The following is a 25,993-nucleotide window of genomic DNA, read 5'->3' on the forward strand; positions in this document are numbered from 1 at the left end:
CCCAAGGAGATCTCCGATGCTGATGCCCCGCCAGACCACCCCAACCCTGTCGCTGCCGCTGGTGGGCGGTGGCCGGTTCGACCTAAGTGCTGAAACCTCGAAACGTGGCACGCTGATCTGCTTCTATCGTGGCCTGCACTGCCCGATCTGCGCCACCTATCTGAAAGAGCTGGAGAAGCGGGTCGCGGATTTTGCCGAACGCGGCGTGGCCTGCGTGGCCGTCAGCTCGGACAGCGAAGAGCGAGCGCAGGCGATGGCGGAAAAAGTCGGGGGCGAGCGCTCTTTGCGCTTTGCCTATGGTCTGCCACTGGCAGAGGCGCGTGACTGGGGGCTCTATATCTCGACCTCGCGCGGCAAGACCTCTATCGGAATCGAGGAACCCGCGCTGTTTTCCGAACCTGGCCTGTTCCTCGTCACGCCCGAGCGGACGCTCTACTACGGGGCCGTTCAAACAATGCCCTTTGTCCGGCCGCATTTCTCGGAACTGGTGGCAGCGCTGGATTTCGCGATCCCCAACAACTATCCCGCGCGCGGTGAATATACCGGCGCTGTCTGAGCATGCGACAGGTGGCAGGGGCAGCTCCCCTGCCCCATCTGGCCTAGTCGACGCGTTTCCAGGTCTGGCCACGGCAGATCAGGCCGCCAGCCACACAGCCCTTGACCGTCAGCGCATTGCCCGAGAGCGACATTTTCGAGCCATAGGTCTTGCCCGAATCCGGTGCCCAGATCTGACCCCCGGAATAGGAGCCATCATCCCCCGGCTGCATGTCCCACAACATGCGCTTGCCCTTGTGTTCGTAGTCGGTCTGCTCTGCCCCGTCCTTGTCAAAAGCGGTCTTGATGGTCCCGCAGACATTCGACCCGCAAGGCGCGACCGCAACGTGAAGATAGCCGCCGGTATCCCCCGGTTCGGTTTTCCAGGTACCTGCCGCCGGGTCAGCCATGGCGGCACCGGCAACACCTAGGCCAAGCGCAGCAGCAAGAATCAGTCTGTTCATGTGTATTCCCTCCTGTTTGCGTCAGTTTGGCGCTCCCGGCGACGGTCGGGCAAGGCTGACTTTGGGTCGCGTTGCATCGCCTCGCTGTCTTGTGCCATATCGCGCCAGACACTCAGCAGAAAGCCGCTTGCCCATGATCCTCTACCCCGCAATCGACCTCAAGGATGGCCAGGCCGTGCGTCTCGTACATGGCGAGATGGACCACGCCACCGTGTTCAATGACAATCCCGCCGCGCAGGCGCAGGAATTCGTCGCGGCGGGCTGCGAATGGCTGCATCTGGTCGACCTGAACGGCGCCTTTGCCGGTGAGCCGGTCAACGCCGCCCCGGTCGAGGCGATCCTGGCGCAGTGCAAGGTGCCCGCGCAGCTGGGCGGCGGCATCCGCGACATGGCCACCATCGAACGCTGGCTGGACAAGGGGCTGGCCCGGGTCATCCTGGGCACCGTGGCGGTCGAGAACCCCGCTCTGGTGCGCGAGGCCGCGCGCGCCTTCCCCGGCAAGGTGGCCGTGGGTATCGACGCCCGCAACGGCCGCGTCGCCACCAAGGGCTGGGCGGAAGAGACCGATGTGATGGTTACCGATCTGGCCAAATCATTCGAGGATGCGGGCGTTGCCGCCATCATCTATACCGACATCCTGCGCGATGGCGCGATGAAGGGCCCGAATGTCGAAGCCACCGCCGATTTGGCCCGTGCCGTGTCGATCCCGGTCATCGCCTCGGGCGGGGTGTCCTCGCTGGAGGATCTGATTGCGCTGCGCGATTGTGGCGCCGCATTGAACGGCGCGATCTCGGGCCGGGCGCTCTATGACGGGGCGTTGGACCTCAAGCAAGCGCTGAGCGCGCTCAAGGGTTGAGCGCTGCGACACAGCGCCCGGTTTCGATGCCGGGCGCTTTGCTGTGTGATCCGGGCAGACCGCAAGGGGACCGCCCATGACCCGCACCTACCCTATTGTCGAAAAGACCCCGCTGCCCGCAACCGCGCAGCTTTGGCGGGCTGTAGAGCCCGGCGATTTCATCGACGGCTATGCGGTAGAGAGCCGGATATCGCCGCGCGCGGCCGCCGAGATTGGGCTGGCCCTGCCCGGCTGGGCAAATGCCCTCATGCGCCTGCGCAACTGGATCGTGCGGCCGCTGGGCCTCAAGACCGAGGTATCCGACAGCGGTGACAAGGCGATCTTTCCGGTCACCTACGAGGATGCGGAGGAGCTGATCCTGGGCGCCGATGACAGCCACCTGAACTTTCGCATCTCGCTGGTGCAACAGGCCGGGCGGCTGCACATGGCGACCTGGGTGCATCGCAACAACCTGCTGGGGCGGGTCTATCTGGCGGTGGTGATGCCGTTCCACATCCTGATCGTGCGCGGGGCCATGCGCCGCATCGCCCGGCACGGCGGCGCGATTGCATCCGCGCCGGGGGCACAGTAAAGACGGGCGACCCCGGCAACCCGCGAGCCTGCCATGCTGAAAACCCGCATCATCCCCTGTCTCGACGTCGCCGATGGCCGCGTGGTCAAGGGCGTGAATTTCGTTGGCCTGCGCGATGCGGGCGACCCGGTGGATGCAGCCCGCGCTTATGATGCGGCGGGCGCGGACGAGATCTGTTTCCTCGACATCCACGCCACCCATGAAAACCGCGGCACCATGTTCGACGTGGTCAGCCGCACCGCCGAGCAGTGTTTCGTGCCGCTCACAGTGGGCGGCGGCGTGCGCACCCATGCGGATGTGCGCGCGCTCTTGCTGGCGGGCGCCGACAAGGTCAGCTTCAATTCGGCCGCCGTGGCCAACCCCGATGTCATCGCCGAGGCCGCCGACCGGTTCGGCAGCCAGTGCATCGTCTGCGCCATCGACGCCAAGACCGTAGAGCCGGGCCGGTGGGAGATCTTTACCCATGGCGGGCGCAAGCCCACCGGGATCGACGCGGTGGAGTTTGCCCGCCTCGTCACTGCCAAGGGGGCCGGTGAGATCCTGCTGACCTCGATGGATCGGGACGGCACCAAATCGGGCTTCAACCTGCCCTTGACCCGCGCCATCGCCGATGCGGTCGACGTGCCGGTGATCGCCTCGGGCGGCGTCGGCACGCTGGATCACCTGGTCGAAGGTGTGACCGAGGGGCATGCCAGCGCCGTGCTCGCCGCCTCGATCTTTCACTTTGGCGAGTACACCATCCGCGAGGCCAAGGAACACATGGCCGCCGCCGGCATCCCGATGAGGCTGACATGAGCATCCTGCACGATCTTGCTGTCACTATCGAGGCCCGCAAGGGTGCCGACCCGGATAGCAGCTGGACCGCCAAGCTGCTGGCCAAAGGGCCCGAGAAATGCGCCGAGAAATTTGGTGAAGAGGCGATCGAGGCGATCATCGAAGCGGTGAAGGGCGACCGGGCCAAACTCACCTCGGAGGCGGCGGATGTGCTCTATCACTTCCTCGTCATGCTGGCCGCCCGCGATGTCGCGCTCGACGATGTGCTGGCTGAACTGGCCCGCAGACAGGGTCTGAGCGGCATCGCCGAGAAGGCCGCGCGCCCCAAAGGTTGACCCACCGGCGCTGAGCGGTACGATCCAACCAACTGAACCGACCACCGAACCGAGGCATCCCATGACAACTTTCCGGGCCCTAGTCGCCACCCTGGCGGTGCTGTTCATCGCGGCCTGCACGGATACGCAGGCTGTCAGCCAAAAGGACGTGAACGCTCTGGCGCAACAATTGCGCGCGCTCGGGCCGGAAGTGGACCCTGCCGAGGCGCAGCGCGCCGCCGAAATCTCCTATAGCTATGGCCGGCAACTGGCGCGCGAATATAACGTCACCAGCAGCCCTATTATCCATAACGCCAAGGTTCTGAACGGCTTTCGCGAACGCGGTCTGTGCGTGCACTACGCCCAGGACATGCAAAAGCGCCTGAATCAGGAGAATTTCCGCACTCTGGTCATTCACCGCGCCATTGCCACCCCTGACAACATCTGGCGCATCGACCACAGTACGGCCGTCATCAGCCGCCGGGGCGACAACATGTACGAGGGCGTCGTTCTGGACCCCTGGCGCAATGCGGGGGAGTTGTTCTGGTCCCCGACACGCGCTGACGAGGTCTACAACTGGCGCCCGCAGCGCGAGGTGCTGGAAGAGAAGGCCGCCGCAAAACTGGCCCGCCAGCCATCCTGAGCCTCAGAGCTTGGACGAGATGATACCGGTGGCAAAGCCGCCCATGCGCAACTCGCCGAACAGCCGCTGATACTCGATCTTGGGGCAGCGGTTCTGAATCACGTCCACCCCACGTGCCTCGGCCATTGCTGTGGCTTCGGCATTCTCGACCCCGATCTGCATCCAGACGGTTTTGAGATGCGGAAAAACGTCCAGCGCCTCTTTCACGATCGGTGGAACCGCCTCGGACCGGCGGAAGACGTCCAGCATGTCGACCGGTTCTTCGATCTCGCCCAGACTGCCCCGCACCGTTTCGCCAAACATGGTCGCCCCGGCATGCCCGGGATTGACCGGGATCACCCGGTATCCCTTGAGCCCCAGATATCGCGCCACGTAATAACTCGGGCGGACCGGGTTCAACGAGACACCCACGACCGCTATGACCTTGGTCCTGGTCAAGACCCGTTTCAGAAATTCGTCGGAATACTCATGCATGGCCGCAGATTAGTTTCCGGTGCGCGCACTGCAAGAGACATTCGCGGTCTCTCCTGGACAGGACGAACAAAAAAACGCCCAGGCAAAGGCCTGGGCGTTAGGTATGGAACGAGGGACAGTGAAATGACCCGCGGCAGTTCCGTTCCGCGGTCACTGTGACATTTAGGCATGCATGCGCGGAAAAAAAGAGGTAAGCTCCAACTTTGTGGTGACATGTCGATTTCCGGCAGAAATCCGCCATTCCGCAACTATGGGAACAGAACCCCCGGCCAGTTCCTTTCGGCCAGCGCAATGTTCCCCGGAATGTCCTCCTGCCACAGGCGCGCCACCTCGGGCGAGTGCACAAGATAGAGCTTGTCCTCGACGATTTGCCAGGTGTCAGGGTCCGTATCCGTGAGATACCCACGCGCCACAGCATAGGCGCAATAGCCGCCGAACTGAGGTGCAAAGGCGCGTGGGTTGGCTTCGAAAATTTCACGATTCTCGTGGCTTGAGAAATGCCAATAGGCCGCCTTCCACATCACTGCGATATCGGGTGAACCCCGTTTCGGTGCACCGTTCCGGAAGTACGCCACCGTATCGAACCCACGAATGGCGACCCCGTCCTGTGCAAAGAACACGGTCGGATCTGCACGAACAGCGGAACCCACAGCGACAGTTGCGAGGCCAGAGATGAAAAGGCGGCGGTTCAGCAATAGACTTGCTCCAATCCTCGGGAACCCGTTTCAGATCGGAACAGAATGCCCGTTCCAGCCGCTTTGGAAAAGATATCTGACGGATATGTGAATGAAACCTGCACCGCTCTGGCGCCTTTGATCAATCAAAGAAGTCCTCGATAGCGTCGGATAGGTCATCGAACAGGCGATGGGCCAAACCCTTTTTCTTCTTCTTTTTCTTCTGCTTCTTGTGAAACTCGGCGTCCGGTCGGAACACATCTTCGCGCATCGAAGGCGAAGCGGCGCGGGCAACCGGCGCCGCCGAAACCCGGACAGAGTGTTTGATCGGTGCCCCGCAGCCATCGCAGCGCAACCGTCCGGCTTCGCTCTGCCCCAACGCCATTCTGCTCCCGCAGTAGCAGCAGGTTACAATTTCAGCGTTCACGGATCTCTCCAGCGGCGTCTAGCGCTCTCTGGATGCATATAGGGCGATGGCGGCCGCATTCGAGACGTTGAGAGAACCAAACCCGCCCGCTGCGTCGATCTTGACCAGCTTGTCGACGGTTTCCTTGGTCTTTTGCCGCAGCCCCGGCCCCTCGGCCCCAAGGACAAGCGCAACGGCCCGATCGCGCCGCCCAACCAGCGCCGTCTCGATCGTTTCCTCGGCTTCGCCGTCGAGACCCAGCACGATGTACCCCATGCCCTGCAATTCGGTGATTGCCTCGGACAGGTTGCGCACGCGCAGATAAGGCTGACGCTCCAGCGCGCCGCTGGCTGTTTTGGCCAGCGCGCCGGTTTCAGGCGCCGAATGGTGCCTCGTCCCGATCACGGCACTGGCGCCCAGTACCTCGGCCGACCGCAGAATGGCACCAACATTGTGCGGATCGGTCACCCGGTCGAGCAGAATCACGCGGGGGCATTCATGCCCGACGCAAACGTCCTCCAGCCGCCCCCAGTCCAATGGTTTGACTTCCAATGCCGCCCCCTGGTGAACCGAGCCCGGATCAATCGGCGCGCTGAATTTCCGCGGGTCCACGATCTCCGGTTCGATCCCTGCGGTAGCGATTGCTTCGGCAAGCTTGTCCTTTGCGTTCAGCGTCACGATCAAGCGCAATTTCACCCGGTCAGGGTTCTCCAGAGCATCGCGAACAGCGTGCAACCCGAACAGCCAGACGGTTTCCGCCGCCGCTGCCTTGCGGGCCTGTTCCTTCTCGACAACCCATTTCGGTTTCTTCATTTGTGCGCCCTCCGGGGCCTGCGAAAGTTTCCTGCGCCAAAGCGGTTTTTTCCTGTTGACGCTCCTTTGGCGCGCTTGTAATCACGCCTCCACGTCAGGTGCAACGCCTGACAGTGGGCGACAGGCCGCAAGGTGTGGCAGGGGACTGTAACTCCCTCGCGGAGACGCACGCCTGGTTCGATTCCAGGGTCGCCCACCATCTCTTTCCAGACAATTGAACGGAACGGATGGTGGATGGCAACCATCGTTCGGCGCACGCGTGCGGCCCGCATGTGCAGGGATCGAAGTTGACACAACCAAGCCAGACGCGCCGGGACAGGGGTACCCGTCCCGGTATCACTCAGGCAGCCTGGCTTCTTTCCGCCAAGACCCGACGCATCCATTGGACGAGCCTGTCGATTTCGGGTTCAAGCTTTTCCGCAGCACCTTCGGTAAAGTCGAGAAACTTTTCCTCGTTCAGACCGTTGACCCCCAGCAGAACCGGAATGTCTTGCGCCAGTGCTTCGGCGATCAGGGGACGAAAACCCCGGCCATCGGCCTCGTGCTTGCCGAACTTGTTGACGATCAGCAGATCGGGTCCATTACCCAAGGCGCCCATGACCAGCCCCACCGCGCGCTCCAGCTCGCCCGGATTCAGACGGCATCCCCGCGCACCGGCGCCCAGCGATTGCGAGATCCGGATCACCTCGCCCGTCGGCATGACCCGCAGATCCATGTCGCAATGGGCATTGTCGGCGCATTCGGTATTGGTCTGCACCACACCGGCCAAACCTACGCCTTCGGCCTCCAACCGTTCGGCTACGGCGCTCAGCAGCCGGTCTGTAGCGCCGCGCGCCTGTGTCGTTACATAGGCCAGGTTCATTCCCAACCATCCTTTCTTCCATCATCAATCATCATCTAGCACGCCCTCCCCCTTTCGGCCACCTCAGGGCATCGGTGACACGCCGATGACCCCCGCGTGGCCAAGCAGAAGGGTGCCAAACAGCACACTGGCCAGCATCATATCGACCGGGCGCAACAGTTCGACGCCATGCCGCAGAGACAGAAGCCGCGTGTTCGCCGCAAGGCGGTGCCAGTCGCGGTCCATGTCCCGCTGCTTGCGACGGTCGATCAGCCGCATGCCCAGCACCGCGAAGCCCGCAAAAAGGCCGAACAGCACCACATGTGCCAGATCTCCATTTGCCAACAGATGGGCCAACGACCAGAGCGCCAGCGCCAAGGGCAGCGGGTGGCGCGAAAACGCCAGAACGCTCGGCGCGGCCGGGTCGAACGGCCCTCGCCCCATTCCGCCGAAAGATAGCGGATTGCAGGCACGCATGCCCGCAACGGCAATAAGGCAGACAACCGGCATAACGATCATCGGAACCCAGCGCAGGATGGGCAAGGGCGGGATCACCTCGACATAGGGCGCCTCGCCCGCGGCCACGATCAGCCAATACAACACGGCAAGCGACAGCAGGGAATAGGCCACCAGATAGCCACGTAACCCCAGTCGCGCGACCAACCAGGGCCGGACAGGCGGCCGGACCGGGATGGCGTGGCTGAGCAGGAACACGGCCAAAGCCGCCGCAAACGCACCCCATCCGCCCATCTCTTGCCTCCGTCACATTCCGGTTGACCCTAGATCGACCCTTGCGACCCGGCCTTGCGCAAAGTCAAGCCGGACCGCAAGACCGGATCAAAGGCCAAGCGCCTTGCGCCGCTCCTCGGCAAAGCCCTGCACCAGCCGGTCGGCAATCAGCGCCAGAATGGCCATCGCCGCCCCTGCCGAGATGCCCAACCCCACATCCGCCTGTCCCAGCGCCAGATAGATCGACTGGCCCAGACCGGTCGTCCCGATCAGCGCCGCGATCACCAGCATCGAGAAGGCATAGAGAATGGTCTGATTCAGCCCCAGCAGGATGGTCGGCGCGGCATAGGGGGCGCGCACATCGCGCAGGATCTGCCAGTCCGTCGCGCCGCTGGAGATGGCGGCCTCCATCATCTCTTCGGGCGTATCCACCAGACCGTGGCGGGTATAGCGGATCATCGGCACGATGGCATAGGCGCAGATCGCCAGAAAGGCCGAGAACTCTCCGATCTGGAACAGCATCAGCACCGGGATCAGAAAGACGAAGAGCGGAATGGTTTGCAGCATGTCGCAGATCGGCCGCACAATACGCCAGACCGGTGCCCATATGGCACTGGCCACGCCAATCGCCCCGCCCACAACCGCACAGGCAAATACCGAGGCGCCACAAAGGTAGAGCGACAACAGCGCGCGGTCCCACAGGCCCGACAGCAGGATCGTGCAGAGCAAGACCACCACCAGGATCGCCAGCCGCCGACCGCCCGCCACATATCCCAGCGCCGCCGCCCCGGTCAGGACAAAGGGCCAAGGCAAGTTGGTCACTCCGGTCTCGATCATGCCAAAGGCGATCAGGACAACGAAGCCGCCTGTCACGTTGCCGCGCCACGCCAGCAAGAGGCCCAGCGCACCACCCAGACCAAAGACCAGCGCGCTCATCGCCGGGGTCCACATGAACCCCCAGGTAAACGGCAGAACGGCCTGATCCAGCCCGATCCTGAGCGGCAGCAGCACGTAATAGAGAGTGTTGTTCTTCAACGCCTCCAGCGCCATCCCGTTGGACTGGGTAAAGCGGGTCAGCCCGCGGTCCAGACTGTTCGCCACCCCGTCCAGCATCGCCACCTCGGACGCGCCCGGCAGGCTGGACCAGAACAGTACGGTGAAGACCACCGCAAAGGCCAGAACCGCCCAGACAACACGCAGGTCGTAGCGTTTGCGTTCGGTCGCCAGCACCGCGCTCATCCGGTCGATCACCACGGCAAAGATCACGATCACCATACCGGCCAGCAGCGACGGGCCAAATTGCGCCTTGCGCATGGTCAACAGGACCTCCCAGCCGATATCGTTGAACCCGCCGATGACGGCGGCGATGATCACCATGCTGAGCGCGGCCATCAGGCATTGATTGAACCCGACCATGATCTGGCGCGAGGCCGAGGGGATTTCGACCTGAAACAGTTGCTGAAGCCGAGAGCCGCCGGACATGATCGCGGCTTCCTTGATCTCGGCCTCGACCCGCTCCAGCCCCAGCATCACGTTGCGCGCCATCGGCGGCGCGGCATAGATCGCCGAGGCGATCAGACCAACGACCGGGCCAAACCCGAAGAGCAGCAACAAAGGTGTGAGATAGGCGAATGTCGGCACCGTCTGCATGATGTCCAGTACCGCCTGCACCGCGCCTTTCACCCGCGGCACTTCGTTGGCAAGGATGCCGATACCGCCTCCGACAACCAGCGCCACAGGCACCGACACGGCGACCAGCGCCAGCGTGTTCATGCCCTCGTGCCAATACCCCGAGGCCAGCACCAGACCCAGGCCAAAGAATCCGAGAGCAGCCATCGACAGCCCGCCAAGGTACCAGCCCAGCGCGGTGACAAGCCCGATCACCATCGGCCAGGGCGTGGCGTTCAGGGCGGTGTTCGCCCAGCCCATCGGATAGACCATGATGTCCGAGAACAACCGGGCCACCGGCTTGATCCAGCCCAAGAGCCAGGCCAGCGCCGCACCCACCCAGTCGGTCATCGGCAGGACCCAGGTCTTGGGCCAGGCGCCAAGCCACGGCACGACCGGTTCCAGCGCCAGGCAGAGTGCGCCCACCAGCGCGGTGATCAGGGCGGCCTTTGCCCCCAATGTCAGTCGCGTTGCGTGCGGTGCCGCAACATCCGCAACCGCAGTCATGCTTCGTCCACCTGCAAGGCGGCGGCAAGAGCCGAAGGATTGACCGTTCCGACAATCGCGCCGCCCGCATCCCGCACCGGTACCGGCTGGTAAAGCTCCATGCAGCGCGCCAGCGCCGCGTCGAGCGTCATGTTGGTGGTCAGTCCGGGATCGTCAGGACCACGCTCCCCATCGCCTGCCTGCATGACCGAGGCCACCCTTGCATGGCGGCCCTTGGCCACATCCTTGGAAAACTCGCGCACATAGTCATCGACCGGCTGCAACACGATTTCGGTCGGCGTGCCGATCTGAACGATCTTGCCGTCCCGCATGATGGCGATCCGGTCAGCCAGTTTCAGCGCCTCGGCAATATCGTGGGTGATAAAGACGATGGATTTCCTGAGCGTCGCCTGAATGCGCAGGAACTCATCCTGCAACTGCCGCCGGATTAGCGGGTCGAGCGCGGAAAACGGCTCGTCCAGGAACCAGATGTCCGGGTTGACCGCCAGACTGCGGGCAATACCCACACGCTGACGCTGACCGCCTGACAGCTGGCGCGGGAAGCTGTCCTCGCGCCCGTCGAGCCCGACCAGCGAGATCACCTCCTGCGCGCGGGCGCGGCGTTCCTTGCGCCCCACCCCCTGCACCTTGAGCGGATAGGCCACGTTTTCGGCCACCGTCATATGCGGGAACAGGCCGAAATGCTGGAACACCATGCCCAGCTTTCGCCGCCGCAACTCGGTGAGCTTCTGCTTGCTCGCGCCGATGACGTTCTCGCCGTCGATGCGGATCTCGCCACCAGTGCCCGGCAACAGTTGCGAGATACAGCGGATCAGCGTGGACTTGCCCGAACCGGACAGGCCCATGATCACAAACAGCTCGCCCTCGCGTACCTCGAAACTGGCGTCCTGCACCGCAGGGATATACCCCCGTGCGCGCAGATCGTCGGCCGCTGCATCAGCATTGCCCCCTGACCGGGCCAACGCCTCGGTCAGGGCCTTGTCCGCGCTCGGGCCAAAAACCTGCCAGAGACTCTGGCAGGCAATGGCCGGCGTATCCGACGTACTCACGTCAGCGGCTCACTTGGTTGCCGCATCGACGACGGGGCGCCAGCTGCCCTCGTTCTCGGCCATCCATGCGGCGACCACATCCTCGACCGAGCCACCGTCGACGTCGATCTTGCCCATCATCGGCTGCTGCGCCTCGACGCTCAGTTGATAGTTGGACAGGATTTCATAGGCCGCCGGCCATTTTTCGGCAAAACCGGACCAAGACGCCTTGAAGATACGGCTGGGAGCAAAGTCGCAGTCGTTCACGGCATTCGGGTTCGGGCCCCAGGCCGGATCGTTGAAACATTCCTCGTTGCCCACCGGCAGATCGACAAATTTGACGTCATAGGCCGACATCGCCCAATGCGGTTGCCAGAAGGTGATGAGCAGCGGCGACTTGCGCTCGGTCGAAGCGCGCAGTTCGGCGATCAGCGCCCCTTCGGACCCTGCGGGAACCGCCTTGATCGGCAGGTCGAAGCCGGTCATCCGGTCAGCCCCCGGCGTGCCCCAGTCGGCCGGATAGTCGACCAACCGGCCCATCGGAATGGTCTCGGCAGTGGCGAACACCTGCGCGCAATCCTTCAGCGCCTCCCAAGCGGGCAGGCCCGGGCACAGATCGGCGACATGCGCCGGATAGGCGATGCCTTCGCGTGCGTTCAGACCCAGATCGCCGATTTCGACAACGGTGCCTTCGGATACCTTCTTGGCGTATTCGTCGGACACGTTCGACGACCAGATTTCCAGCGTCGCGTGAATGTCGCCATCCGCCAGCGCCTGGAACTGGTTCATCATGCCCGCAGTCACGTATTCAACCTTGTACCCCGCCGCCTTGAGCATCTCGCCCGCGACATGGGTGGTGACGTGCTGCCCGGTCCATTCATTGATCGCCAGCTTGATCGGCTCGTTCGCAGCGCCCATGTCGGCGGCCTGCACGGCACCGGCCAACGCGGTCAGTGCGATTCCCAGTCCGATGGTTTTCATCCTCTGTCTCCCTGTTTCTTTGGTTCCCTAAGTATCCGTCCTGCCGCGCCGGCTGTCACGCCAGATGTTGCAGTCGGTTATTGATTGACCAGTCAATAACATGGTTTCCGCCACTTTTGTCGAGGTTTTTTTGGGCATACCCGCCCTGAGGGCCTCGGAAACGCAGCTTGGCTTGGCAGTCATGGGCGCCTATCCTTTGTGGAAAGCCTCCCTTCAGGTGCAGGACATGACCCCAATCAAAGGAACGCCCAAGGTATGCTAACCGTCGACTCCGCCCAACAAATTCTCGACGAGAACTTTGCCGAATGGGTCCGTGCACTGGACCTGACCGTGATCTCCATCGACAAGACGCATGCGCTGATGCGGATGCCGCTTGCCGAACATCTGGCGCGGGTGGGCGGGATCGTGTCGGGCCAGGCTCTGGCGGCGCTGGCCGACACCACGATGGTGCTGGCAGCCGTCGCGCATGGAGATAGTTTCAAACTCTATGCAACGACAGATCTGCACACCCAGTTCCTGCGTCCGGGCGCGGGCACCGCCATCCTGTGCCGGGCCGAAGTTGTGCGGGCGGGCAAGGCGCTGGTCTTTGCCCGCGCCGACATGACAGAGGAATCCAGCGGCAAGCTGGTGGCCACGGCCACCGCCACCTTTTACGCCCCCTGAACGACGGCACGACCAGTGCTGCGGAGAGTTGCACCGAAACCGAGGTCAGAACATGCGCCATTTCAACGAAATCCACGATCTGGCTGCCGCGCGCCATGGCGGCGAGGCTGCGCTGGAGACAAAACTGCAAAAGCCAAAAAGCCCGGATGATCTGGCCGCAATGCCGGATGATCGCTGGCTTTCTGTCATTACCAAGTGCATCTTTCAGGCTGGCTTCAACTGGAAAGTGATCGAAGCCAAATGGGACGGGTTCGAGGCGGCCTTTGACGGATTCGAGGTCGGCCGCTGCGCATTCATGGATGACGAGAAGTTCGATGCGCTGCTCGTCGACTCCCGGATCGTGCGCAACGGAACAAAGATAGCCACCGTCCGCGACAACGCCGCCTTTCTCCTTGAGCTGCGACAGGAGGGCGGCGCGGGCAAGGTGTTGGGGACCTGGCCGTCGACGGACTATATCGGCCTGCTTGACATGCTCAAGACCCGCGGTGCGCGCCTGGGCGGAACCACGGCACAATACGCGATGCGCTTTGCGGGACGCGACAGTTTCATCCTGTCTCAGGACGTTACCGCCCGCCTGATCGCCGAAGGCGTGATCGACAAGCCGCCGAGTTCAAAGAAGGCGATGGCGCAGGTGCAAGCGGCCTTCAACACCTGGATGGAGCAATCCGGACGGTCGCTGACCGAGATCAGCCGCGTTCTGGCGATGAGCCTCTGAACCACAGGAAAGGGCGGCCACAGGTTGGCCGCCCTTCTGTCTGTTTCTATTGGCGTCTACTGCAACGCCTTGGACAAGAAATCCTCAACCACATTCGACATGTCAAAGGACGCCCCGCCCTGAACCGGGGGATACTCTGCCAGAGACTGCAGATGCTGCCCCAACAGCACGTTCATGGGCTGGAACAGCCACGAGACCTTTTGGATCAGGTGACCGTAGGAATCCGTGCTGTCATAGCTTTCGAACGGGTCCATACGCAGGTTGAACACGCGCGGCATCGAATGGGCGACGATGTCTCCATAATAATCCTCGCGGGTGATGAAGTGGAACTTCCACGGCCCCATCCGCACCGCAGCCAGCACCCCTTCGTAATAGTGGAAGATATGGTTGCGGGCCGAGGCCGCCGCTTCGCCTGTCCAGTACGGCAGGTTGTTCACCCCGTCGATGACCTGCTGCTTTTCTTCCATCACTTCGGCGGCCACATCTTCGATACCTGCGGCAGCCGCCAGAGACGTGAACATGTCCTGATGGCCCTGGATACCGTTCAGGACCTTGCCCGCTTCAAGGACGCCAGGCCAGCGCAACATCGAGATCACACGAACGCCGCCCTCCCATGTCGTCATTTTCTCGCCACGGAATGGTGTCGTCGCACCGTGCGGCCACGAAGAATGCTCGGGCCCGTTATCGGTCGAATACCAGACGATGGTATTCTCGGCGAGGCCCTGCTCTTCGAGCCAGTCGAGCACCAGCCCGATGTCATGGTCATGCTGAAGCATGCCCGATCCGTGATAGTCGGATTCCGACGTATACTCTTCGGCCGCATACCGCCATTTGTCGTCCAGCCGGGTATACAGGTGCATCCGGCTCGTGTTCAGCCAGACAAAAAACGGCTCGTCGGCCTCTTTCGCACTTGCCATGAAGTTCTGTGCGAGCGGGATGACTTCGGCAGAATCGAAGTTTTTCATCCGCTCCTGGGTCAATGGTCCGGTGTCTTCGATCGTCTGCATCCCGACGCGGCCAAATCGGGGCTGTTCAGTCGGATCGTCGGTTTCGCTGGCAAAGCTGTGGATCACGCCGCGCGTCCCGAATTGCGCCTCGTATTCTTCCAGGCTGCCGGAAAACTGCGCACCAAAACGCTGATAGTCGCGCTGCTCGGCTTCTTCCTGAGTGTTCAGGTGATAGAGGTTGCCAAAGAATTCGTCGAAACCGTGGACTGTCGGCAGGTGCTCGTTCCGGTCACCGAGGTGGTTCTTGCCGAAATGGCCGGTACGGTACCCAATCTGCTTCAGCTGTTCGGCCAAAGTCGGCGAGGCAGCTTGAAGCCCCAGCGGAGAGCCCGGCTGGCCAACCGTCGTCATGCCCGACCGAATTGGGTATTGGCCCGTGATGAATGCGGCACGGCCAGCCGTGCAGCTGGGTTGCGCATAATGGTCGGTAAACCGAACTCCCTCTGCGGCGATCCGGTCTATGTTGGGTGTAGTGTATCCCATCGTTCCCATCCCGTAGGCGGAAACGTTCTGCCATCCGATATCATCACCCCAGATGACGAGAATATTGGGTTTGGCACTGTTTTCCTGTGCCCACGCGGGAACCAGGTGGACCATCGAAATCAGGGTCAGTGTCGCGATACTTCGAAGCGGCTTTCTCATTGGCATAACTCTCAGTTTTTGGGCATTAAATCGATGATCAATCAGAAAACGATAGCGCACGCTTCATGAACTTCCATATGGAACGAGAAGAATTCTGCGTCTCCTTCCGGCAGGCCAACCAAACTGGACGGAGCATCCATTGTCCGGCGTATCCGGCTTCCGGCAATGCCTGCTTTTTGAGTTGAATGGAAAAACATCTTGCAGGGGCCGTGCCTGCGGCTAGGGTCTGATCCATGATGCTGCGCGCGCTTTTCCTGATCCTTGTGGTTGCGGCCTGTGGCCGCCCGCTGACCGAAACCGAACGCAGTTTTGCGTCGCGCCTGCATGGCGACGCGCTCGACCTGGACAGGGTCCGCCTTGTCGAAGGCGCGCCAGTTGGAGCGGTGACCTTTCACCGGAAACCACGCCCGCGCGTGACCTGCCGCGAACGTATCCTGCCTCCGACAAAAGAAGAGATCGTGACCGCCAAACCGGCGGCCGTGACCCTGTTCCAGAAGGTGTACTTTACCAAGGGCTGGTATCTGGACGACTATCTTCCTGACTTTCCCCAACGCATGAACCTGGTCGCCGCGATGCTGCTGGCCCACGAGCTGACCCACGTCTGGCAGTGGCAAAACAGGCAAGTGACGGGTTATCACCCCTTGAGGGCCGCCGCCGAACATGGCGCCAGCGACGATCCCTACCTGTTTGAACTGGAAACCTCGCCCGACTTTCTGGACTACGGGTACGAACAGCAGGGCGCCATCGTCGAAGAATATGTCTGCTGTCGTGCGCTGGCACCCGAGGCGGCCCGAACCAAGCGACTGCATGGCATGCTGTCAGCGGCCTTTCCGGTTTCGGATCTGCCACACTCCACGCGCGAAAGCGACGTGCTCTTGCCCTGGAAGGGCGCGGAAATCGCCGGTATCTGCGACTAGACCCGCTGAGCCAGTAACGGACCCAGTCAGATCACCGCGAAGGGCGACTGGATCAGCCTTCGTCCACCACCTGGATACTCTCCAGATAGGCCAGCAGCGCCGCCAGCGGTCTGGGCGTCGGCGTCGGCACCCCGTCGATATCGACCGGCACCAGTTCACCTTCGAGCAGGGATCCGAACTCTGGCATCACCGTCGCGGAAACCTTGCCATGCCCGTAGCCGTCGATCTTGGACAGAATCTCGGCACGCGGAAACTCGCCATCCCGCCGCGCTGCGATGCCGGTCAGATCGGGCGCGTTCTGCCCGCCAGAGAGCGTCGCCCCCTGCCCCCGGTAGTCGTGGCAGGCCACGCAATTGGCGGCGAATATCGCCTCGCCTTCCGCCGGGCCGGGCATCATATCCTGAGCCGTACAGGCCGCTGCCATTCCCGTCAGCATCAGCACTCCGACAATTCTGCGCATCTCTTCCCCTCTTAGCGGTCTTGTAACGTTTGGATATAGGCAAGCAGATCGACAATCGGCTGGCTGGTCAACATCGGCTGTCCGGTTTCGGTCTTTATCGCGACATCGCGGCCTTCGAAATAGGGACCATAGACAGGCATCGGGCTGCCATGGCTGACCAACGGATCGCGACCGTCGATACGGCGCACCACGCGCGCGACCGGAAACGCACCATCGCCCTGAAGCGCGGTCAGGTCGGCGGGCTGAATTACCAGTACCCCGGCCATCGGCCCCTGCCCGGTCGCTTCGATGCCGTGGCAGGTCGCACAGTGATGTCGATAGAGTTGTTCCCCCTCCGCTGCATCCTGCGCCTGGCCCGCCGTCGCCGATACCAGCACGGCCATCGCCGCAATCAAAGCTTGTTTCATTGGATCAGACACTCCCTTTTCGAGGTCACGGTTCCTGTAGTGTTTCAAGATATCGCACCAGTTCGACCAGGGACACCGGCGTTTCGATCTTCTCGCCATCCGGCGTCTCCCACAAGACAGTTGGCCCCGCCAGCGCCCTGGCAAACTCGGGCATGGTTCCCGCATGGGCTTTGCCCGGATAGCCATAAATCGAAGCCATCACCCGCTCTGTCGGAAAGATACCGTCATTGCCCGCCGCCAACCCGCGCAGGTTCGCCGGGGGCACCGGCAGCCCGGCACTCTTTGGCCCGTCCCCCGCCCCGGTCGCTCCGTGACAGGAGATGCAGTTTCGCGCAAACAGGCGCTCGCCACGGCCCTCGGGCGTGGTTGCGCAAGCCGCAAGCAAGACCGTCATCACAACAGCAATCCGCATCACAATACCGTTTCCGCCCGCACCCATGTTCAGCCTTGTGCATCCCTTCGGCCGGGGCAATGATCCAGATCAACACCTGCCTCAGACGCGGATCGCCTCATGCCTCACTACGCTGCCCTCATGCTGATCGCCGGGATCGGCATCCCGATTCTGGCCGCACTGAATGCCGCGCTGGGAAAGATCATCGGTTCGCCAACCGCGGCCGGGGTCGTATTGTTTGCGGTGGCCTTTGCAGCGTCGGCGGCGCTGATGCTGCTGGTTCCCGGGCCTCAGGCGCTGACCAAGCTCGGTGGCGCCCCGCGCCACCTCTTCCTGGCCGGGCTTCTGGTCGCTTTTTATGTGCTGTCGATCACCCATGTCGCGCCACATTTCGGGGTCGGCAACGCGGTGTTCTTTGTCTTGCTCGGACAGTTGATCTCGGCCGCCGCCATCGACCATTTTGGCCTGTTCGGCGCGCAAGTCAGCCCGCTGGGCCTGACCCGCGCGGGCGGTATCGCCCTGATGGCGGCCGGGGTTTGGCTTACCCAACAGGCGTAAGCCGCCCGTCCTCCAGCCGCAGCACCCGGTCCATCCGGGCCGCTAGGTCCATGTTATGCGTCGCGATCAGCGCCGCCAGACCGGTGCCCCGCACCAGTTCCAGGAGCGCATCGAACACCTGGTCCGAGGTCGCGGGATCCAGATTGCCGGTCGGCTCATCCGCCAGCAAGAGGCGAGGTGCGTTGGCCAGCGCCCTGCAGAAAGCCACCCGCTGTTGCTCGCCGCCAGACAGGGCCGCCGGGCGATGCGCGGCCCGTTCGGCCACGCCGACACGGGTCAGCAGATCGCTCGCGCGGGCCTGCGCGGTGCGTTCCGAGACCCCGTTTGCCAGTTGCGGCAGGGTCACGTTTTCCAGCGCCGTGAACTCAGGCAGCAGGTGGTGGAACTGATATACGAACCCGACATCCTGCCGTCGCACGATGGTGCGCGCCCTGTCGCCGCGCCCGGACATGTCCTGTCCTGCAATCTCGACCTGACCCGCATCCGGCACATCCAGCAGACCCGCGATGTGGAGAAGGGTTGATTTGCCCGCGCCGGAAGGCGCCACCAGGGCCACCATTTCGCCCGCGTGCAACTCCAGATCGGCACCGCGCAGCACGCGCACCGCGCCGGGGGTGCCGGGCAGATAGGTCTTCTCGATACCGCGCAGGCGCAGGGTCACGTCACTCATAGCGCAGCGCCTCCACCGGGTTCAGCCGGGCCGCGCGGCGGGCCGGGAAATAGGTCACGACAAAGGAAAGCCCCAGCGACAGGCCCGCCGCCTTGAGCACGTCCGCAAGCCGCAATTCGGCGGGCAAGGCATAGATGCCGCGAATGGCCGGGTCCCAGACGCCGCCGCCCATCACATAGTTTACAAAGGAAAAAATCGGGTCGATGTAGATCGCGAAGAGGCAGCCCAGCACCACGCCAAAAGCGGTGCCGATGATGCCGGTGAAGGCGCCGCAGATGAAAAACACCCGCAGGACCGAGCCCTCGCTCAGCCCGATGGTGCGCAGGATGCCGATGTCGCGGCCCTTGTTCTTGACCAGCATGATCAGGCCCGAGACAATGTTCATGGTGGCGATCAGCACGAGGATCGAAAGGATGATGAACATCACGTTATCCTCGACCTCGAGCGCGCGCAGAAAACCGCCCGAAGCATCCTGCCAGGTCCAGACCTGCGCACCCTCGCCTGCGGCGGTCAGGATCGGGATCAGCACCCGGTCGAGCGCCTCGGGCTCGGTCACCATGACCTCGATCTCATCGGCCACGCCCTCGCGGTTGAAGTAACTCTGTGCCTCGGCAAAGGGCATATAAATCCGTGTTCTATCAATATCATAGCGACCGGCGGAAAAGACATAGACAACCTCGTAGGCATTCACCCTGGGCGAGGTTCCCATCGGTGTCCGGGCGCCGTTGGGCGAGATCAGCTTGAGGCGGTCGCCCACCGTGATACCAAGCTCGCGGGCGATGCCGGAGCCGATTGCGATGCCGTCTTCGAAGCGGGAGAGGTCGCCGTAGGAGCGGTCGTTGCCGACAATGCCGGGCAGGCCGGCGAGGTCGGCGGCGGCGATGCCGAAGACCTCGACGCCTGCGTTGCGGGTCTGGGCCGAGGCCATCACCTGGCCCTTGACCAGCGGCGCGGCGCGGGTCACGCCCGGCACCTGGGCCACCCGCGCGGCCATTTCGGAATAGTCGGAGATGGTCCGGTCGACCTGACCGTTCTCCCGGATTATCCCGCTATTATATACAGTTACATGGGCATTCGCCCCCAGGATCGTGCCCACGAAATCGGATCGAAAGCCCGAGCGCACCGCCAGTGTCGCGATCAGCGCGAACACCGCCAGCGTGATGCCGATCAGGCTGATCCATGTCATAACGCTGACGCCGCCCTCGGCCCGGCGGGCGCGGAGGTAGCGCCAGGCGATTTTCCACTCGAAAGCGGCGAAGGGGGCCGGTTGTCTGGCCATGTCTGGCTCCTGCTCGTTTGCGGGCGATGTACGGCGTTTTGACCGTTTTGTACATGGTCTGAACCCGCAATGTGCCGTTTTGTACGTCGCGAATTCAGGGTTCACAAAGCCCCACGGCGGTCATCCGCGCAACGTGCGCCTGCGGCGGAGAACGGGCGCGCGCGGCCGGTCCAGCCCCAGAGGGCAGGCATCGGCAAGGCGGGCGGCCAGCAGCGCGCGCAGATCGGTGAGGGCCGAGATGCGCCCGTCGATCTCGGCCAGTTTGGCGGTCAGAACCTCGGCCACCTGGTCGCTGCTCAATCCACCGGAAAGTCCGCGCAACAGCCCGCCGATTTCCGCCAGCGAAAACCCCAGGCCTTGCGCCTGGCGGATCAGCCGCACCAGCACTTCGGCCTCGTCAGAGAAGTCGCGATAGCCGTTGGGCCAGCGGTCGGCCTGGATCAGCCCTTGCCGCTCGTAGAGCCGCAAGGCGTCACAGCTCACGCCGGTGCGTTCCGCCAATTCTCCGATCCGCATGAAACCCTCTTGACCCTGGACTTAGGTCCAAGGTTTAGAGACCGGCGCATTCAACGTCCATATGCAAAGGATCTGACGAATGCTGACCCCTTCCCGTTTCCACCACATCTATCGCCTGTCGGCCTGGTATGACCTGGCCGTCAGTTGGCCCTATGCAACGCCCCTGACCCTGTCGCTGTTCTGGAGCGTCTTGGACGGGGCGCATGGCCAGCTGGGGCTGGCCGCCCTGCCCGCCCTGTCCGTCTATGCGGTGCTGTTTGGGAACTTCTTTGGCAGCGTGGTGGTGGTCTGGTCGCTGGTACGGCTGGTCCATGACGACCCGCGATTGGCGCGGTACGATGCGGGCGCGCGCTGGATGTTCTCGGCCTGGATGCTGAACGCGCTCTGGGCGGAGGCAAGCCCGCTCTTGTGGCTGTTTCTCGTCATCGAAGTGAGTTTTGCGATCCTGCAATCGCTGCCGCTGCGGCGCGAGTTACCGGTGTAAGCTTTGGCCCCGGGGCGCGGCGGCCGTTTCCGGGTTGGAAACATTGTGGCCAACAAGTCGCAATTTGCCACCGAAATACCCCGGATTTTAACCAAAATTAACACGCCGGACAGGCAGGTTTTGAACCGGAAAGCCAACACTGCCAGCATAGCCAGACTTGGGGGGCATCGCGAGAGAGGTGCTCATGAACGCGATAAAGACCGTGCCAGTGGCGGCCCTGAACGGGCCCGCAATGATCGACTGCGAAACCGCGGCCCTGATCCGGGCGGTGATGTTGCCGCTGTTCGAGGCCGCGCAATCCTGGCCTGAACTGATCGACGCCATGCAGAAACGCGGCTATGGCCTGGCGTTTCGAGGGGGTGCGTTTTGCATTACGGAAACGGAAACCGGCGCCCGCCTGTGCGGGCTGCGGTTTCTGGGCCTGACCATCGAACATCTGATCGGCCGCCTGGGCCGGCCTTGTGTCAAGGCCGCCCCGGGTGGGTCGGCGGACGGGTACCTGATGCGTAACCCGCCCGTCCGCGCCGCGATGCACTGAGGATCCGGGCCGCTGGCGGCCCGCCCCCATCTCTTGAGCGTCTTACAGCCAGGTGTGGAAGGACCGGCCAGCCATCGGTTCTTCGCGGGCGAGATGCGGGTGGTGCGGCGCATAGATCTCCGCCACCTTCCTGACCGCCTCTTCCGGGCTCAGCTCGACGCTTTCGCCGGTCTTGCGACTGGTCAGTTCCACCACCCCGTTTTTCAGCCCGCGCGGCCCGACGGTGATGCGCCACGGCAGGCCGATCAGGTCCATGGTGGCGAACTTGCCCCCGGCCCGCTCGTTGGTGTCGTCATAGAGCGGCTCGAGCCCGATGGCGGTCAGCGCGGCATAGAGCTGATCACAGGCGGCGTCGGCCTCGGCATCGCCCTGTTTCAGGTTGACGATCCCGCAATGGAACGGCGTCACGCCCTCGGGCCAGATGATGCCCTTGTCGTCATGGCTGGCCTCGATGATGGCGCCGATCAGGCGGCTGACACCGATGCCATGGCTGCCCATGTGGACCGGAACCGGCTTGCCATCGGGGCCCTGCACGGTGGCGCCCATCGGGTCGGAATATTTGGTGCCGAAATAGAAGATCTGGCCCACTTCGATGCCACGCGCGCTGCGGCGGCGTTCTTCGGGGATCTGGTTGAACACCGCCTCGTCATGGGTTTCGTCGGTGCGGGCGTAGAGCGAGGTGAACTCCTCCATCACCGCGCGGCACTGCTCGACGCTGTCATAGTCGATCTCGCGTTCGCCCAGGCGGATGTCGGTCACCTTGCTGTCATAGAAGACCTCGGACTCGCCGGTCTCGGCAAGCACCAGGAATTCATGAGTGTCGTCGCCGCCGATCGGGCCAGAATCGGCGCGCATCGGGATCGCCTGAAGGCCCATCCGCTCGTAGGTGCGGATATAGCTGACCAGGTGGCGGTTGTAGGAATGCAGCGCGTCCTCTTTGGTGAGGTCGAAGTTGTAGCCGTCCTTCATCAGGAATTCGCGGCCGCGCATGACACCGAAGCGCGGGCGAATCTCGTCGCGGAATTTCCACTGGATGTGGTAAAGCGTCAGCGGCAGGTCCTTGTAGCTGCTGACATGGCCGCGGAAGATGTCGGTGATCAGTTCCTCGTTGGTGGGGCCAAAGAGCATGTCGCGGCCGTGGCGGTCGGTGATGCGCAGCATTTCCTCGCCATAATCGTCATAGCGGCCGCTTTCGCGCCAGAGATCGGCCGATTGCAGCGTGGGCATCAGCATCGGGATGTGGCCGGCGCGGATCTGCTCCTCGTGCACGATGTTTTCCAGCTTGCGCAGCACCTTGAAGCCCAAGGGCAGCCAGGAATAGATGCCCGCCTGGGCCTGTTTGATCATGCCAGCGCGCAGCATCAGGCGGTGGCTGACGATCTGGGCCTCGGCGGGGTTTTCCTTGAGAACGGGCAGAAAGTATCGCGACAGGCGCATCGGCAGGGTCTTTCGTGAAGGAACGTTGCAGAGCGGAATAAGACAAAGGTCCGCGACAGGCAATCGCCCTGCTGCGGTTTCGGGCGGGCGGTATGGCGGTTTTTGCCCGGTTCGGGGCGGAACAAGGCGCCGGTCCCTGGGGAAGGACCGGCGCGGTTGCCTCACCGGGGAAATGTCCCGGTTCTCAGGACCCGGAGGGGACGGCACCCGGAGACAGGCGATAATGTCCTGCCGGGCCCACGCGGGTCCTGCTCACTCACGAAGCCGTGACACCCTGCACCGGAGCAGCATCCGGGGCGAGTGCGGAAAACCTCATCGTGACGGGGCGGGGTCCGGAACCGGACCGGCAAACATCTGGTTCAGCAGCGCCGCCTTGGCCACCGCCTGGGCGGTGGTCTCGACCCTCAGCGTATCGCGCGCCTTGCGCAGGTGTTTCTCGACGGCGCTGAGCGACAGGCCGGTCAGGACCTGGATATCCTGCATGGTCTTGCCGTCGGCCACCCAGTCCAGCAGTTCGCGCTGGCGGCGGCTGAGCCGGCCGCACGGCACCGGCAGCGGCAGTTGCGAAATCTTGAGATGGGCGATGTTGCAGAGCGCCAGCACCGCGGCCGAAACCTCGGGCCAGCGGGCATCGAGCGCGGCCTGGGTTTCGCCCGCCGGGGCGGCGAGGCCCATGGCGCCCTTGCAGCGGCGGCCGCCCTCGGCGAAGCTGACCGAGATGCCGGCACGGCGGCGGCTGGTCGCCATCTCGTCCATCGCCGCGCATTCATCGGGCGAGAGCCGCCCGGCGGCGCGTTCGGCATGGACCCAGCCCCAGGATACCGCCCCCACGTTTTCCAGCACCCAGCGGTATTCGGCGGTGCGGCGGTAGAGGCCCGATGTGTGATGCGCGCGCACCCGGTCCAGCGCGTGGGTGCTGAGAAACAGCACGTCCTGCGGATCGCCGATGCTGGTACCGACGCGTCCCCGGGTGAGGCCATAATTCACCCGTTCGAATCCGAACCGCCGCAGCCCCGCGACCAGCAGTTCCCAGACGGCGCCGATGTCTGGCGCTATCGCGATCTGATTGACCCGGTCCAGAACCTCTGGCGCCTGTTCTGCCTGCCTGTCTGCCTGGCTGCTCATTCCCTTGCCTCAACCCATTACCCGTAACACGGCCCCAGGGGCGGTGCCCGGCATGGTTCCCGAAGGAAGGAAGGCTTGCAAGCCCCGCCCGCATCGGCGAAAACCGAAATCGGACCCATCGAACCGGAGTCGGCATGGCTTTGCCAGTCAAGGACCAACTGAGATACTGGGGCATCGCGACGGTGGTGATCGTCGTGGTGCTGTATCTGCTGGGCGACGTGCTGTTGCCCTTCGTGATCGGGGGCGCGATCGCCTATTTCGTCGATCCGGTCGCCGACCGGCTGGAGAAATGGGGCCTGTCGCGCAGCGCGGCCACGGCGGTGATCACCATCGCCTCGGTGCTGCTGTTCGTGCTGACCATGGTGATGATCGTGCCGGTGCTGGTGGCGCAGATGATCGACCTGGTGAACACGCTGCCGCAGCTGTTCCAGGATTTCCGCACCTTTGTGAGCACCCATTTCCCGTCGGTCCTGGACCGGGGGTCGAATGCGCATCAGATCATCGCCTCGGTCGGCGAGATGCTGAAATCGCGCACCGGCGAATTCCTGCAAACCATCGCCGGATCGGTCGGATCGGCGGTCAACGTCGTGCTTTTGCTGGTGATCGTGCCGGTGGTGTCGGTCTATCTGCTGCTGGACTGGGACCGGATGATCGCCCGCATCGACCAGCTGTTGCCGCTGGACCATGCGCCGGTGATCCGGCGTCTGGCCGGAGAGATCGACGCGGTGCTGGCCTCGTTCGTGCGTGGCATGGGAACGGTCTGTCTGATCCTGGGTACCTATTACGCGGTGGCGCTGATGCTGGTGGGGCTGCAATTCGGCCTAGTGGTGGGGCTGATCGCCGGTCTGGTGACCTTCATCCCCTATCTCGGCGCGCTGATCGGCGGCGCGCTGGCCATCGGTCTGGCGCTGTTCCAGTTCTGGGGTGACTGGTTTTCCATCGGGCTGGTGGCCGCGATTTTCGCCATTGGACAGGTGGTCGAGGGCAATCTGTTGACGCCCAAGCTGGTGGGCAGTTCGGTCGGGCTGCATCCGGTCTGGCTGTTGCTGGCGCTGTCGGTGTTTGGCGCGCTCTTTGGCTTTGTCGGCATGCTGGTCGCGGTGCCGGTGGCCGCCGCGCTAGGTGTTTTGGCGCGCTTTGCCACCGCGCAATATCTGGGGAGCCGCCTGTATCGCGGGCTGGCGGGACAGGACACGGAATAGATGGCCCGACAACTCAGCTTCGACCTCCCTGCGATGACCGCGCTGGGGCGGGAGGATTTTTTCGTCTCGCCCGCCAACGCCTTGGCGGTGGCGATGATCTCGGCCCAGGTCTGGCCCGGCGGAAAGCTGGTGCTGAGCGGCCCCATGGGCGCGGGCAAGACGCATCTGGCGCATGTCTGGGCAGCCGAAACCGGCGGCCGGATCGTGGCGGCGGCGGAGTTGACCGAAGAGATGATCCCGGCGCTGGCAGCAGGCCCGGTCGCGGTCGAGGACGTGCCAGCGATTGCCGGGGACGGCACGCGCGAGGCGCTGCTGTTTCACCTGCACAACCTGACGCTGGCGCAGGGGCATGCGCTGTTGATGACCGGGCAATCGGCGCCAGGGTTCTGGAACCTGACCCTGCCCGACCTGACAAGCCGGATCGAGGGTGCCCAGCATGTGGCGCTGGAGCCGCCCGACGATGCGCTTTTGGGCGCGGTGCTGGCCAAACTGTTCATCGACCGCCAGCTGTATCCCGGGCCCGAGGTGATCGCCTATCTGGTCAAGCACATGGACCGCAGTTTCGAGGCCGCCGCGCGCAATGTCGCGGCGCTGGACCGGCTGGCGCTGGCTGAACGGCGCGAGATCACCCGGGCGCTGGCGGTGCGGGTGCTGACCGCAGGTGCGGCGGGAGAGCGCAATTGACCGGGGCGGGCCGATCCCGCA

General features: G+C 63.5%; 33 protein-coding genes and 1 tRNA gene. 15 read left to right on the forward strand and 19 right to left on the reverse strand.

The genetic code is table 11. The features are described 5' to 3' along the window. Nucleotides 1-16: 16 nt before the first annotated feature. Nucleotides 17-556 (forward strand): peroxiredoxin-like family protein, encoded by a 540-nt coding sequence (locus tag OE747_RS10870; RefSeq protein ID WP_263828626.1) that lies wholly within the window; start codon nucleotides 17-19, stop codon nucleotides 554-556. A 43-nt stretch (nucleotides 557-599) separates the two neighbouring features. On the opposite strand, the gene OE747_RS10875 is transcribed toward OE747_RS10870, so the two are convergent. Continuing rightward, nucleotides 600-998 carry a DUF2147 domain-containing protein gene (locus tag OE747_RS10875; protein ID WP_263828627.1) on the reverse strand — a complete coding sequence of 133 codons (399 nt, stop codon included), beginning with the start codon at nucleotides 996-998 and terminating at the stop codon, nucleotides 600-602. Nucleotides 999-1,131: 133 nt separating this feature from the next. Between OE747_RS10875 and hisA the strand changes: the two genes are divergently transcribed. The 5 genes from hisA (at nucleotide 1,132) to OE747_RS10900 (ending at nucleotide 4,156) form a co-directional block, all read left to right on the forward strand. Continuing rightward, nucleotides 1,132-1,854: a 1-(5-phosphoribosyl)-5-[(5-phosphoribosylamino)methylideneamino]imidazole-4-carboxamide isomerase gene (gene hisA / locus OE747_RS10880; protein ID WP_263828628.1), complete on the forward strand. Its 723-nt coding sequence runs from the start codon at nucleotides 1,132-1,134 to the stop codon at nucleotides 1,852-1,854. 76 nt (nucleotides 1,855-1,930) lie between these two features. Beyond that, nucleotides 1,931-2,425: a DUF2867 domain-containing protein gene (locus OE747_RS10885; protein WP_263828629.1), complete on the forward strand. Its 495-nt coding sequence runs from the start codon at nucleotides 1,931-1,933 to the stop codon at nucleotides 2,423-2,425. A gap of 33 nt (nucleotides 2,426-2,458) precedes the next feature. Beyond that, nucleotides 2,459-3,220, forward strand: coding sequence for an imidazole glycerol phosphate synthase subunit HisF (gene hisF, locus OE747_RS10890; RefSeq protein ID WP_011046902.1), 762 nt, complete (start codon nucleotides 2,459-2,461; stop codon nucleotides 3,218-3,220). Further along, a complete protein-coding gene (locus OE747_RS10895; RefSeq protein WP_263828630.1) occupies nucleotides 3,217-3,534 on the forward strand; it encodes a phosphoribosyl-ATP diphosphatase in 318 nt (105 codons plus the stop codon). The genes hisF and OE747_RS10895 overlap by 4 nt, the downstream gene beginning before the upstream one ends. Before the next feature lie 61 nt (nucleotides 3,535-3,595). Next, nucleotides 3,596-4,156 carry a hypothetical protein gene (locus OE747_RS10900; protein WP_263828631.1) on the forward strand — a complete coding sequence of 187 codons (561 nt, stop codon included), beginning with the start codon at nucleotides 3,596-3,598 and terminating at the stop codon, nucleotides 4,154-4,156. Nucleotides 4,157-4,159: 3 nt separating this feature from the next. Here the strand turns inward: OE747_RS10900 and OE747_RS10905 are convergent, their stop codons facing one another. From OE747_RS10905 to rlmB, 4 genes are all read right to left on the reverse strand, one after another. Next, a complete protein-coding gene (locus tag OE747_RS10905) occupies nucleotides 4,160-4,630 on the reverse strand; it encodes a CoA-binding protein (RefSeq protein WP_263828632.1) in 471 nt (156 codons plus the stop codon). 248 nt (nucleotides 4,631-4,878) lie between these two features. Next, nucleotides 4,879-5,250, reverse strand: coding sequence for a YHS domain-containing (seleno)protein (locus OE747_RS10910; protein ID WP_263828633.1), 372 nt, complete (start codon nucleotides 5,248-5,250; stop codon nucleotides 4,879-4,881). A gap of 196 nt (nucleotides 5,251-5,446) precedes the next feature. Then, nucleotides 5,447-5,689: a hypothetical protein gene (locus OE747_RS10915; RefSeq protein ID WP_263828634.1), complete on the reverse strand. Its 243-nt coding sequence runs from the start codon at nucleotides 5,687-5,689 to the stop codon at nucleotides 5,447-5,449. A gap of 60 nt (nucleotides 5,690-5,749) precedes the next feature. Then, nucleotides 5,750-6,523 (reverse strand): 23S rRNA (guanosine(2251)-2'-O)-methyltransferase RlmB, encoded by a 774-nt coding sequence (rlmB, locus tag OE747_RS10920; RefSeq protein WP_263828635.1) that lies wholly within the window; start codon nucleotides 6,521-6,523, stop codon nucleotides 5,750-5,752. 115 nt (nucleotides 6,524-6,638) lie between these two features. Between rlmB and OE747_RS10925 the strand changes: the two genes are divergently transcribed. Next, nucleotides 6,639-6,722, forward strand: a tRNA-Tyr gene (locus tag OE747_RS10925). 141 nt (nucleotides 6,723-6,863) lie between these two features. On the opposite strand, the gene OE747_RS10930 is transcribed toward OE747_RS10925, so the two are convergent. The 5 genes from OE747_RS10930 to OE747_RS10950 all read right to left on the reverse strand — a co-directional run bounded on the left by OE747_RS10930 (nucleotide 6,864) and on the right by OE747_RS10950 (nucleotide 12,277). After that, complete coding sequence (locus OE747_RS10930; protein ID WP_263828636.1) at nucleotides 6,864-7,385, reverse strand: DUF2478 domain-containing protein; 522 nt, start codon at nucleotides 7,383-7,385, stop codon at nucleotides 6,864-6,866. A gap of 63 nt (nucleotides 7,386-7,448) precedes the next feature. Further along, the gene (locus OE747_RS10935) at nucleotides 7,449-8,114 is read right to left on the reverse strand and encodes an NnrU family protein (RefSeq protein ID WP_263828637.1); all 666 of its coding nucleotides are present in this window, start codon (nucleotides 8,112-8,114) and stop codon (nucleotides 7,449-7,451) included. An 87-nt stretch (nucleotides 8,115-8,201) separates the two neighbouring features. Beyond that, nucleotides 8,202-10,268, reverse strand: a complete 2,067-nt coding sequence (locus OE747_RS10940) for an ABC transporter permease (RefSeq protein WP_263828638.1) — start codon at nucleotides 10,266-10,268, stop codon at nucleotides 8,202-8,204. Further along, a complete protein-coding gene (locus OE747_RS10945; RefSeq protein WP_263828639.1) occupies nucleotides 10,265-11,317 on the reverse strand; it encodes a quaternary amine ABC transporter ATP-binding protein in 1,053 nt (350 codons plus the stop codon). The genes OE747_RS10940 and OE747_RS10945 overlap by 4 nt, the downstream gene beginning before the upstream one ends. Nucleotides 11,318-11,326: 9 nt before the next feature. Continuing rightward, nucleotides 11,327-12,277 carry an ABC transporter substrate-binding protein gene (locus OE747_RS10950; RefSeq protein ID WP_263828640.1) on the reverse strand — a complete coding sequence of 317 codons (951 nt, stop codon included), beginning with the start codon at nucleotides 12,275-12,277 and terminating at the stop codon, nucleotides 11,327-11,329. A 255-nt stretch (nucleotides 12,278-12,532) separates the two neighbouring features. Here OE747_RS10950 and OE747_RS10955 point away from each other — a divergent pair, with 255 nt between their 5' ends. Both OE747_RS10955 and OE747_RS10960 read left to right on the forward strand, forming a co-directional pair. Then, nucleotides 12,533-12,940 (forward strand): PaaI family thioesterase, encoded by a 408-nt coding sequence (locus OE747_RS10955; RefSeq protein WP_263828641.1) that lies wholly within the window; start codon nucleotides 12,533-12,535, stop codon nucleotides 12,938-12,940. Between the two features lie 52 nt (nucleotides 12,941-12,992). Next, nucleotides 12,993-13,655: a DNA-3-methyladenine glycosylase I gene (locus OE747_RS10960; RefSeq protein ID WP_263828642.1), complete on the forward strand. Its 663-nt coding sequence runs from the start codon at nucleotides 12,993-12,995 to the stop codon at nucleotides 13,653-13,655. 56 nt (nucleotides 13,656-13,711) lie between these two features. Here the strand turns inward: OE747_RS10960 and OE747_RS10965 are convergent, their stop codons facing one another. Beyond that, nucleotides 13,712-15,364 (reverse strand): arylsulfatase, encoded by a 1,653-nt coding sequence (locus OE747_RS10965; protein WP_263828643.1) that lies wholly within the window; start codon nucleotides 15,362-15,364, stop codon nucleotides 13,712-13,714. Nucleotides 15,365-15,540: 176 nt separating this feature from the next. Here OE747_RS10965 and OE747_RS10970 point away from each other — a divergent pair, with 176 nt between their 5' ends. Continuing rightward, a complete protein-coding gene (locus tag OE747_RS10970) occupies nucleotides 15,541-16,221 on the forward strand; it encodes a hypothetical protein (RefSeq protein ID WP_263828744.1) in 681 nt (226 codons plus the stop codon). A gap of 52 nt (nucleotides 16,222-16,273) precedes the next feature. Here OE747_RS10970 and OE747_RS10975 read toward each other — a convergent pair whose 3' ends face one another. From OE747_RS10975 to OE747_RS10985, 3 genes are read right to left on the reverse strand one after another with little or no spacing between them, the layout of a single operon-like run. Beyond that, nucleotides 16,274-16,681 (reverse strand): cytochrome c, encoded by a 408-nt coding sequence (locus tag OE747_RS10975; RefSeq protein WP_263828644.1) that lies wholly within the window; start codon nucleotides 16,679-16,681, stop codon nucleotides 16,274-16,276. A gap of 11 nt (nucleotides 16,682-16,692) precedes the next feature. Next, on the reverse strand, nucleotides 16,693-17,088 hold the full coding sequence (locus OE747_RS10980; protein ID WP_263828645.1) for a cytochrome c: 396 nt from the start codon (nucleotides 17,086-17,088) through the stop codon (nucleotides 16,693-16,695). Nucleotides 17,089-17,113: 25 nt separating this feature from the next. Continuing rightward, a complete protein-coding gene (locus OE747_RS10985; protein ID WP_263828646.1) occupies nucleotides 17,114-17,500 on the reverse strand; it encodes a c-type cytochrome in 387 nt (128 codons plus the stop codon). A 99-nt stretch (nucleotides 17,501-17,599) separates the two neighbouring features. Here OE747_RS10985 and OE747_RS10990 point away from each other — a divergent pair, with 99 nt between their 5' ends. After that, entirely contained in the window at nucleotides 17,600-18,037 is a 438-nt protein-coding gene (locus OE747_RS10990) for a DMT family transporter (RefSeq protein WP_263828647.1), read from the forward strand. Here the strand turns inward: OE747_RS10990 and OE747_RS10995 are convergent. The 3 genes from OE747_RS10995 to OE747_RS11005 all read right to left on the reverse strand — a co-directional run bounded on the left by OE747_RS10995 (nucleotide 18,021) and on the right by OE747_RS11005 (nucleotide 20,502). Then, the gene (locus OE747_RS10995) at nucleotides 18,021-18,707 is read right to left on the reverse strand and encodes an ABC transporter ATP-binding protein (RefSeq protein WP_263828648.1); all 687 of its coding nucleotides are present in this window, start codon (nucleotides 18,705-18,707) and stop codon (nucleotides 18,021-18,023) included. The two genes, OE747_RS10990 and OE747_RS10995, sit on opposite strands and share 17 nt — an antisense overlap. After that, on the reverse strand, nucleotides 18,700-19,986 hold the full coding sequence (locus OE747_RS11000; RefSeq protein ID WP_263828649.1) for a lipoprotein-releasing ABC transporter permease subunit: 1,287 nt from the start codon (nucleotides 19,984-19,986) through the stop codon (nucleotides 18,700-18,702). Before OE747_RS11000 ends, OE747_RS10995 begins: the two co-directional genes overlap by 8 nt. Before the next feature lie 120 nt (nucleotides 19,987-20,106). Continuing rightward, nucleotides 20,107-20,502, reverse strand: coding sequence for a MerR family transcriptional regulator (locus OE747_RS11005; RefSeq protein ID WP_263828650.1), 396 nt, complete (start codon nucleotides 20,500-20,502; stop codon nucleotides 20,107-20,109). 79 nt (nucleotides 20,503-20,581) lie between these two features. On the opposite strand from OE747_RS11005, the gene OE747_RS11010 reads away from it, so the two are divergent. Both OE747_RS11010 and OE747_RS11015 read left to right on the forward strand, forming a co-directional pair. After that, nucleotides 20,582-20,986 (forward strand): hypothetical protein, encoded by a 405-nt coding sequence (locus OE747_RS11010; protein WP_263828651.1) that lies wholly within the window; start codon nucleotides 20,582-20,584, stop codon nucleotides 20,984-20,986. A 184-nt stretch (nucleotides 20,987-21,170) separates the two neighbouring features. Then, on the forward strand, nucleotides 21,171-21,524 hold the full coding sequence (locus tag OE747_RS11015; RefSeq protein ID WP_263828652.1) for a hypothetical protein: 354 nt from the start codon (nucleotides 21,171-21,173) through the stop codon (nucleotides 21,522-21,524). Between the two features lie 42 nt (nucleotides 21,525-21,566). Here the strand turns inward: OE747_RS11015 and proS are convergent, their stop codons facing one another. Both proS and OE747_RS11025 read right to left on the reverse strand, forming a co-directional pair. Next, nucleotides 21,567-22,961, reverse strand: a complete 1,395-nt coding sequence (proS, locus tag OE747_RS11020; RefSeq protein ID WP_263828653.1) for a proline--tRNA ligase — start codon at nucleotides 22,959-22,961, stop codon at nucleotides 21,567-21,569. Nucleotides 22,962-23,273: 312 nt separating this feature from the next. Next, entirely contained in the window at nucleotides 23,274-24,086 is an 813-nt protein-coding gene (locus OE747_RS11025; RefSeq protein ID WP_263828654.1) for a helix-turn-helix transcriptional regulator, read from the reverse strand. Nucleotides 24,087-24,220: 134 nt separating this feature from the next. Here OE747_RS11025 and OE747_RS11030 point away from each other — a divergent pair, with 134 nt between their 5' ends. After that, nucleotides 24,221-25,288 carry an AI-2E family transporter gene (locus tag OE747_RS11030; protein WP_263828655.1) on the forward strand — a complete coding sequence of 356 codons (1,068 nt, stop codon included), beginning with the start codon at nucleotides 24,221-24,223 and terminating at the stop codon, nucleotides 25,286-25,288. Then, nucleotides 25,289-25,972, forward strand: coding sequence for a P-loop NTPase family protein (locus tag OE747_RS11035; protein WP_263828656.1), 684 nt, complete (start codon nucleotides 25,289-25,291; stop codon nucleotides 25,970-25,972). Nucleotides 25,973-25,993: the final 21 nt, after the last annotated feature.

Origin of the sequence: Ruegeria aquimaris (assembly GCF_025751555.1) — a bacterium.
In the GTDB taxonomy this organism is placed as follows: Bacteria; Pseudomonadota; Alphaproteobacteria; order Rhodobacterales; family Rhodobacteraceae; genus Ruegeria_B; species Ruegeria_B aquimaris.

Coding starts and splice junctions, on each gene's coding strand:
- OE747_RS10870 (WP_263828626.1), top strand. CDS start 17: ATGCTGATGCCCCGCCAGACCACCCCAACCCTGTCGCTGCCGCTGGTG.
- OE747_RS10875 (WP_263828627.1), bottom strand. CDS start 998: ATGAACAGACTGATTCTTGCTGCTGCGCTTGGCCTAGGTGTTGCCGGT.
- hisA (WP_263828628.1), top strand. CDS start 1,132: ATGATCCTCTACCCCGCAATCGACCTCAAGGATGGCCAGGCCGTGCGT.
- OE747_RS10885 (WP_263828629.1), top strand. CDS start 1,931: ATGACCCGCACCTACCCTATTGTCGAAAAGACCCCGCTGCCCGCAACC.
- hisF (WP_011046902.1), top strand. CDS start 2,459: ATGCTGAAAACCCGCATCATCCCCTGTCTCGACGTCGCCGATGGCCGC.
- OE747_RS10895 (WP_263828630.1), top strand. CDS start 3,217: ATGAGCATCCTGCACGATCTTGCTGTCACTATCGAGGCCCGCAAGGGT.
- OE747_RS10900 (WP_263828631.1), top strand. CDS start 3,596: ATGACAACTTTCCGGGCCCTAGTCGCCACCCTGGCGGTGCTGTTCATC.
- OE747_RS10905 (WP_263828632.1), bottom strand. CDS start 4,630: ATGCATGAGTATTCCGACGAATTTCTGAAACGGGTCTTGACCAGGACC.
- OE747_RS10915 (WP_263828634.1), bottom strand. CDS start 5,689: ATGGCGTTGGGGCAGAGCGAAGCCGGACGGTTGCGCTGCGATGGCTGC.
- rlmB (WP_263828635.1), bottom strand. CDS start 6,523: ATGAAGAAACCGAAATGGGTTGTCGAGAAGGAACAGGCCCGCAAGGCA.
- OE747_RS10930 (WP_263828636.1), bottom strand. CDS start 7,385: ATGAACCTGGCCTATGTAACGACACAGGCGCGCGGCGCTACAGACCGG.
- OE747_RS10935 (WP_263828637.1), bottom strand. CDS start 8,114: ATGGGCGGATGGGGTGCGTTTGCGGCGGCTTTGGCCGTGTTCCTGCTC.
- OE747_RS10940 (WP_263828638.1), bottom strand. CDS start 10,268: ATGACTGCGGTTGCGGATGTTGCGGCACCGCACGCAACGCGACTGACA.
- OE747_RS10950 (WP_263828640.1), bottom strand. CDS start 12,277: ATGAAAACCATCGGACTGGGAATCGCACTGACCGCGTTGGCCGGTGCC.
- OE747_RS10955 (WP_263828641.1), top strand. CDS start 12,533: ATGCTAACCGTCGACTCCGCCCAACAAATTCTCGACGAGAACTTTGCC.
- OE747_RS10960 (WP_263828642.1), top strand. CDS start 12,993: ATGCGCCATTTCAACGAAATCCACGATCTGGCTGCCGCGCGCCATGGC.
- OE747_RS10970 (WP_263828744.1), top strand. CDS start 15,541: ATGCTGCGCGCGCTTTTCCTGATCCTTGTGGTTGCGGCCTGTGGCCGC.
- OE747_RS10975 (WP_263828644.1), bottom strand. CDS start 16,681: ATGCGCAGAATTGTCGGAGTGCTGATGCTGACGGGAATGGCAGCGGCC.
- OE747_RS10980 (WP_263828645.1), bottom strand. CDS start 17,088: ATGAAACAAGCTTTGATTGCGGCGATGGCCGTGCTGGTATCGGCGACG.
- OE747_RS10985 (WP_263828646.1), bottom strand. CDS start 17,500: ATGCGGATTGCTGTTGTGATGACGGTCTTGCTTGCGGCTTGCGCAACC.
- OE747_RS10990 (WP_263828647.1), top strand. CDS start 17,600: ATGCCTCACTACGCTGCCCTCATGCTGATCGCCGGGATCGGCATCCCG.
- OE747_RS10995 (WP_263828648.1), bottom strand. CDS start 18,707: ATGAGTGACGTGACCCTGCGCCTGCGCGGTATCGAGAAGACCTATCTG.
- OE747_RS11000 (WP_263828649.1), bottom strand. CDS start 19,986: ATGGCCAGACAACCGGCCCCCTTCGCCGCTTTCGAGTGGAAAATCGCC.
- OE747_RS11005 (WP_263828650.1), bottom strand. CDS start 20,502: ATGCGGATCGGAGAATTGGCGGAACGCACCGGCGTGAGCTGTGACGCC.
- OE747_RS11010 (WP_263828651.1), top strand. CDS start 20,582: ATGCTGACCCCTTCCCGTTTCCACCACATCTATCGCCTGTCGGCCTGG.
- OE747_RS11015 (WP_263828652.1), top strand. CDS start 21,171: ATGAACGCGATAAAGACCGTGCCAGTGGCGGCCCTGAACGGGCCCGCA.
- proS (WP_263828653.1), bottom strand. CDS start 22,961: ATGCGCCTGTCGCGATACTTTCTGCCCGTTCTCAAGGAAAACCCCGCC.
- OE747_RS11025 (WP_263828654.1), bottom strand. CDS start 24,086: ATGAGCAGCCAGGCAGACAGGCAGGCAGAACAGGCGCCAGAGGTTCTG.
- OE747_RS11030 (WP_263828655.1), top strand. CDS start 24,221: ATGGCTTTGCCAGTCAAGGACCAACTGAGATACTGGGGCATCGCGACG.
- OE747_RS11035 (WP_263828656.1), top strand. CDS start 25,289: ATGGCCCGACAACTCAGCTTCGACCTCCCTGCGATGACCGCGCTGGGG.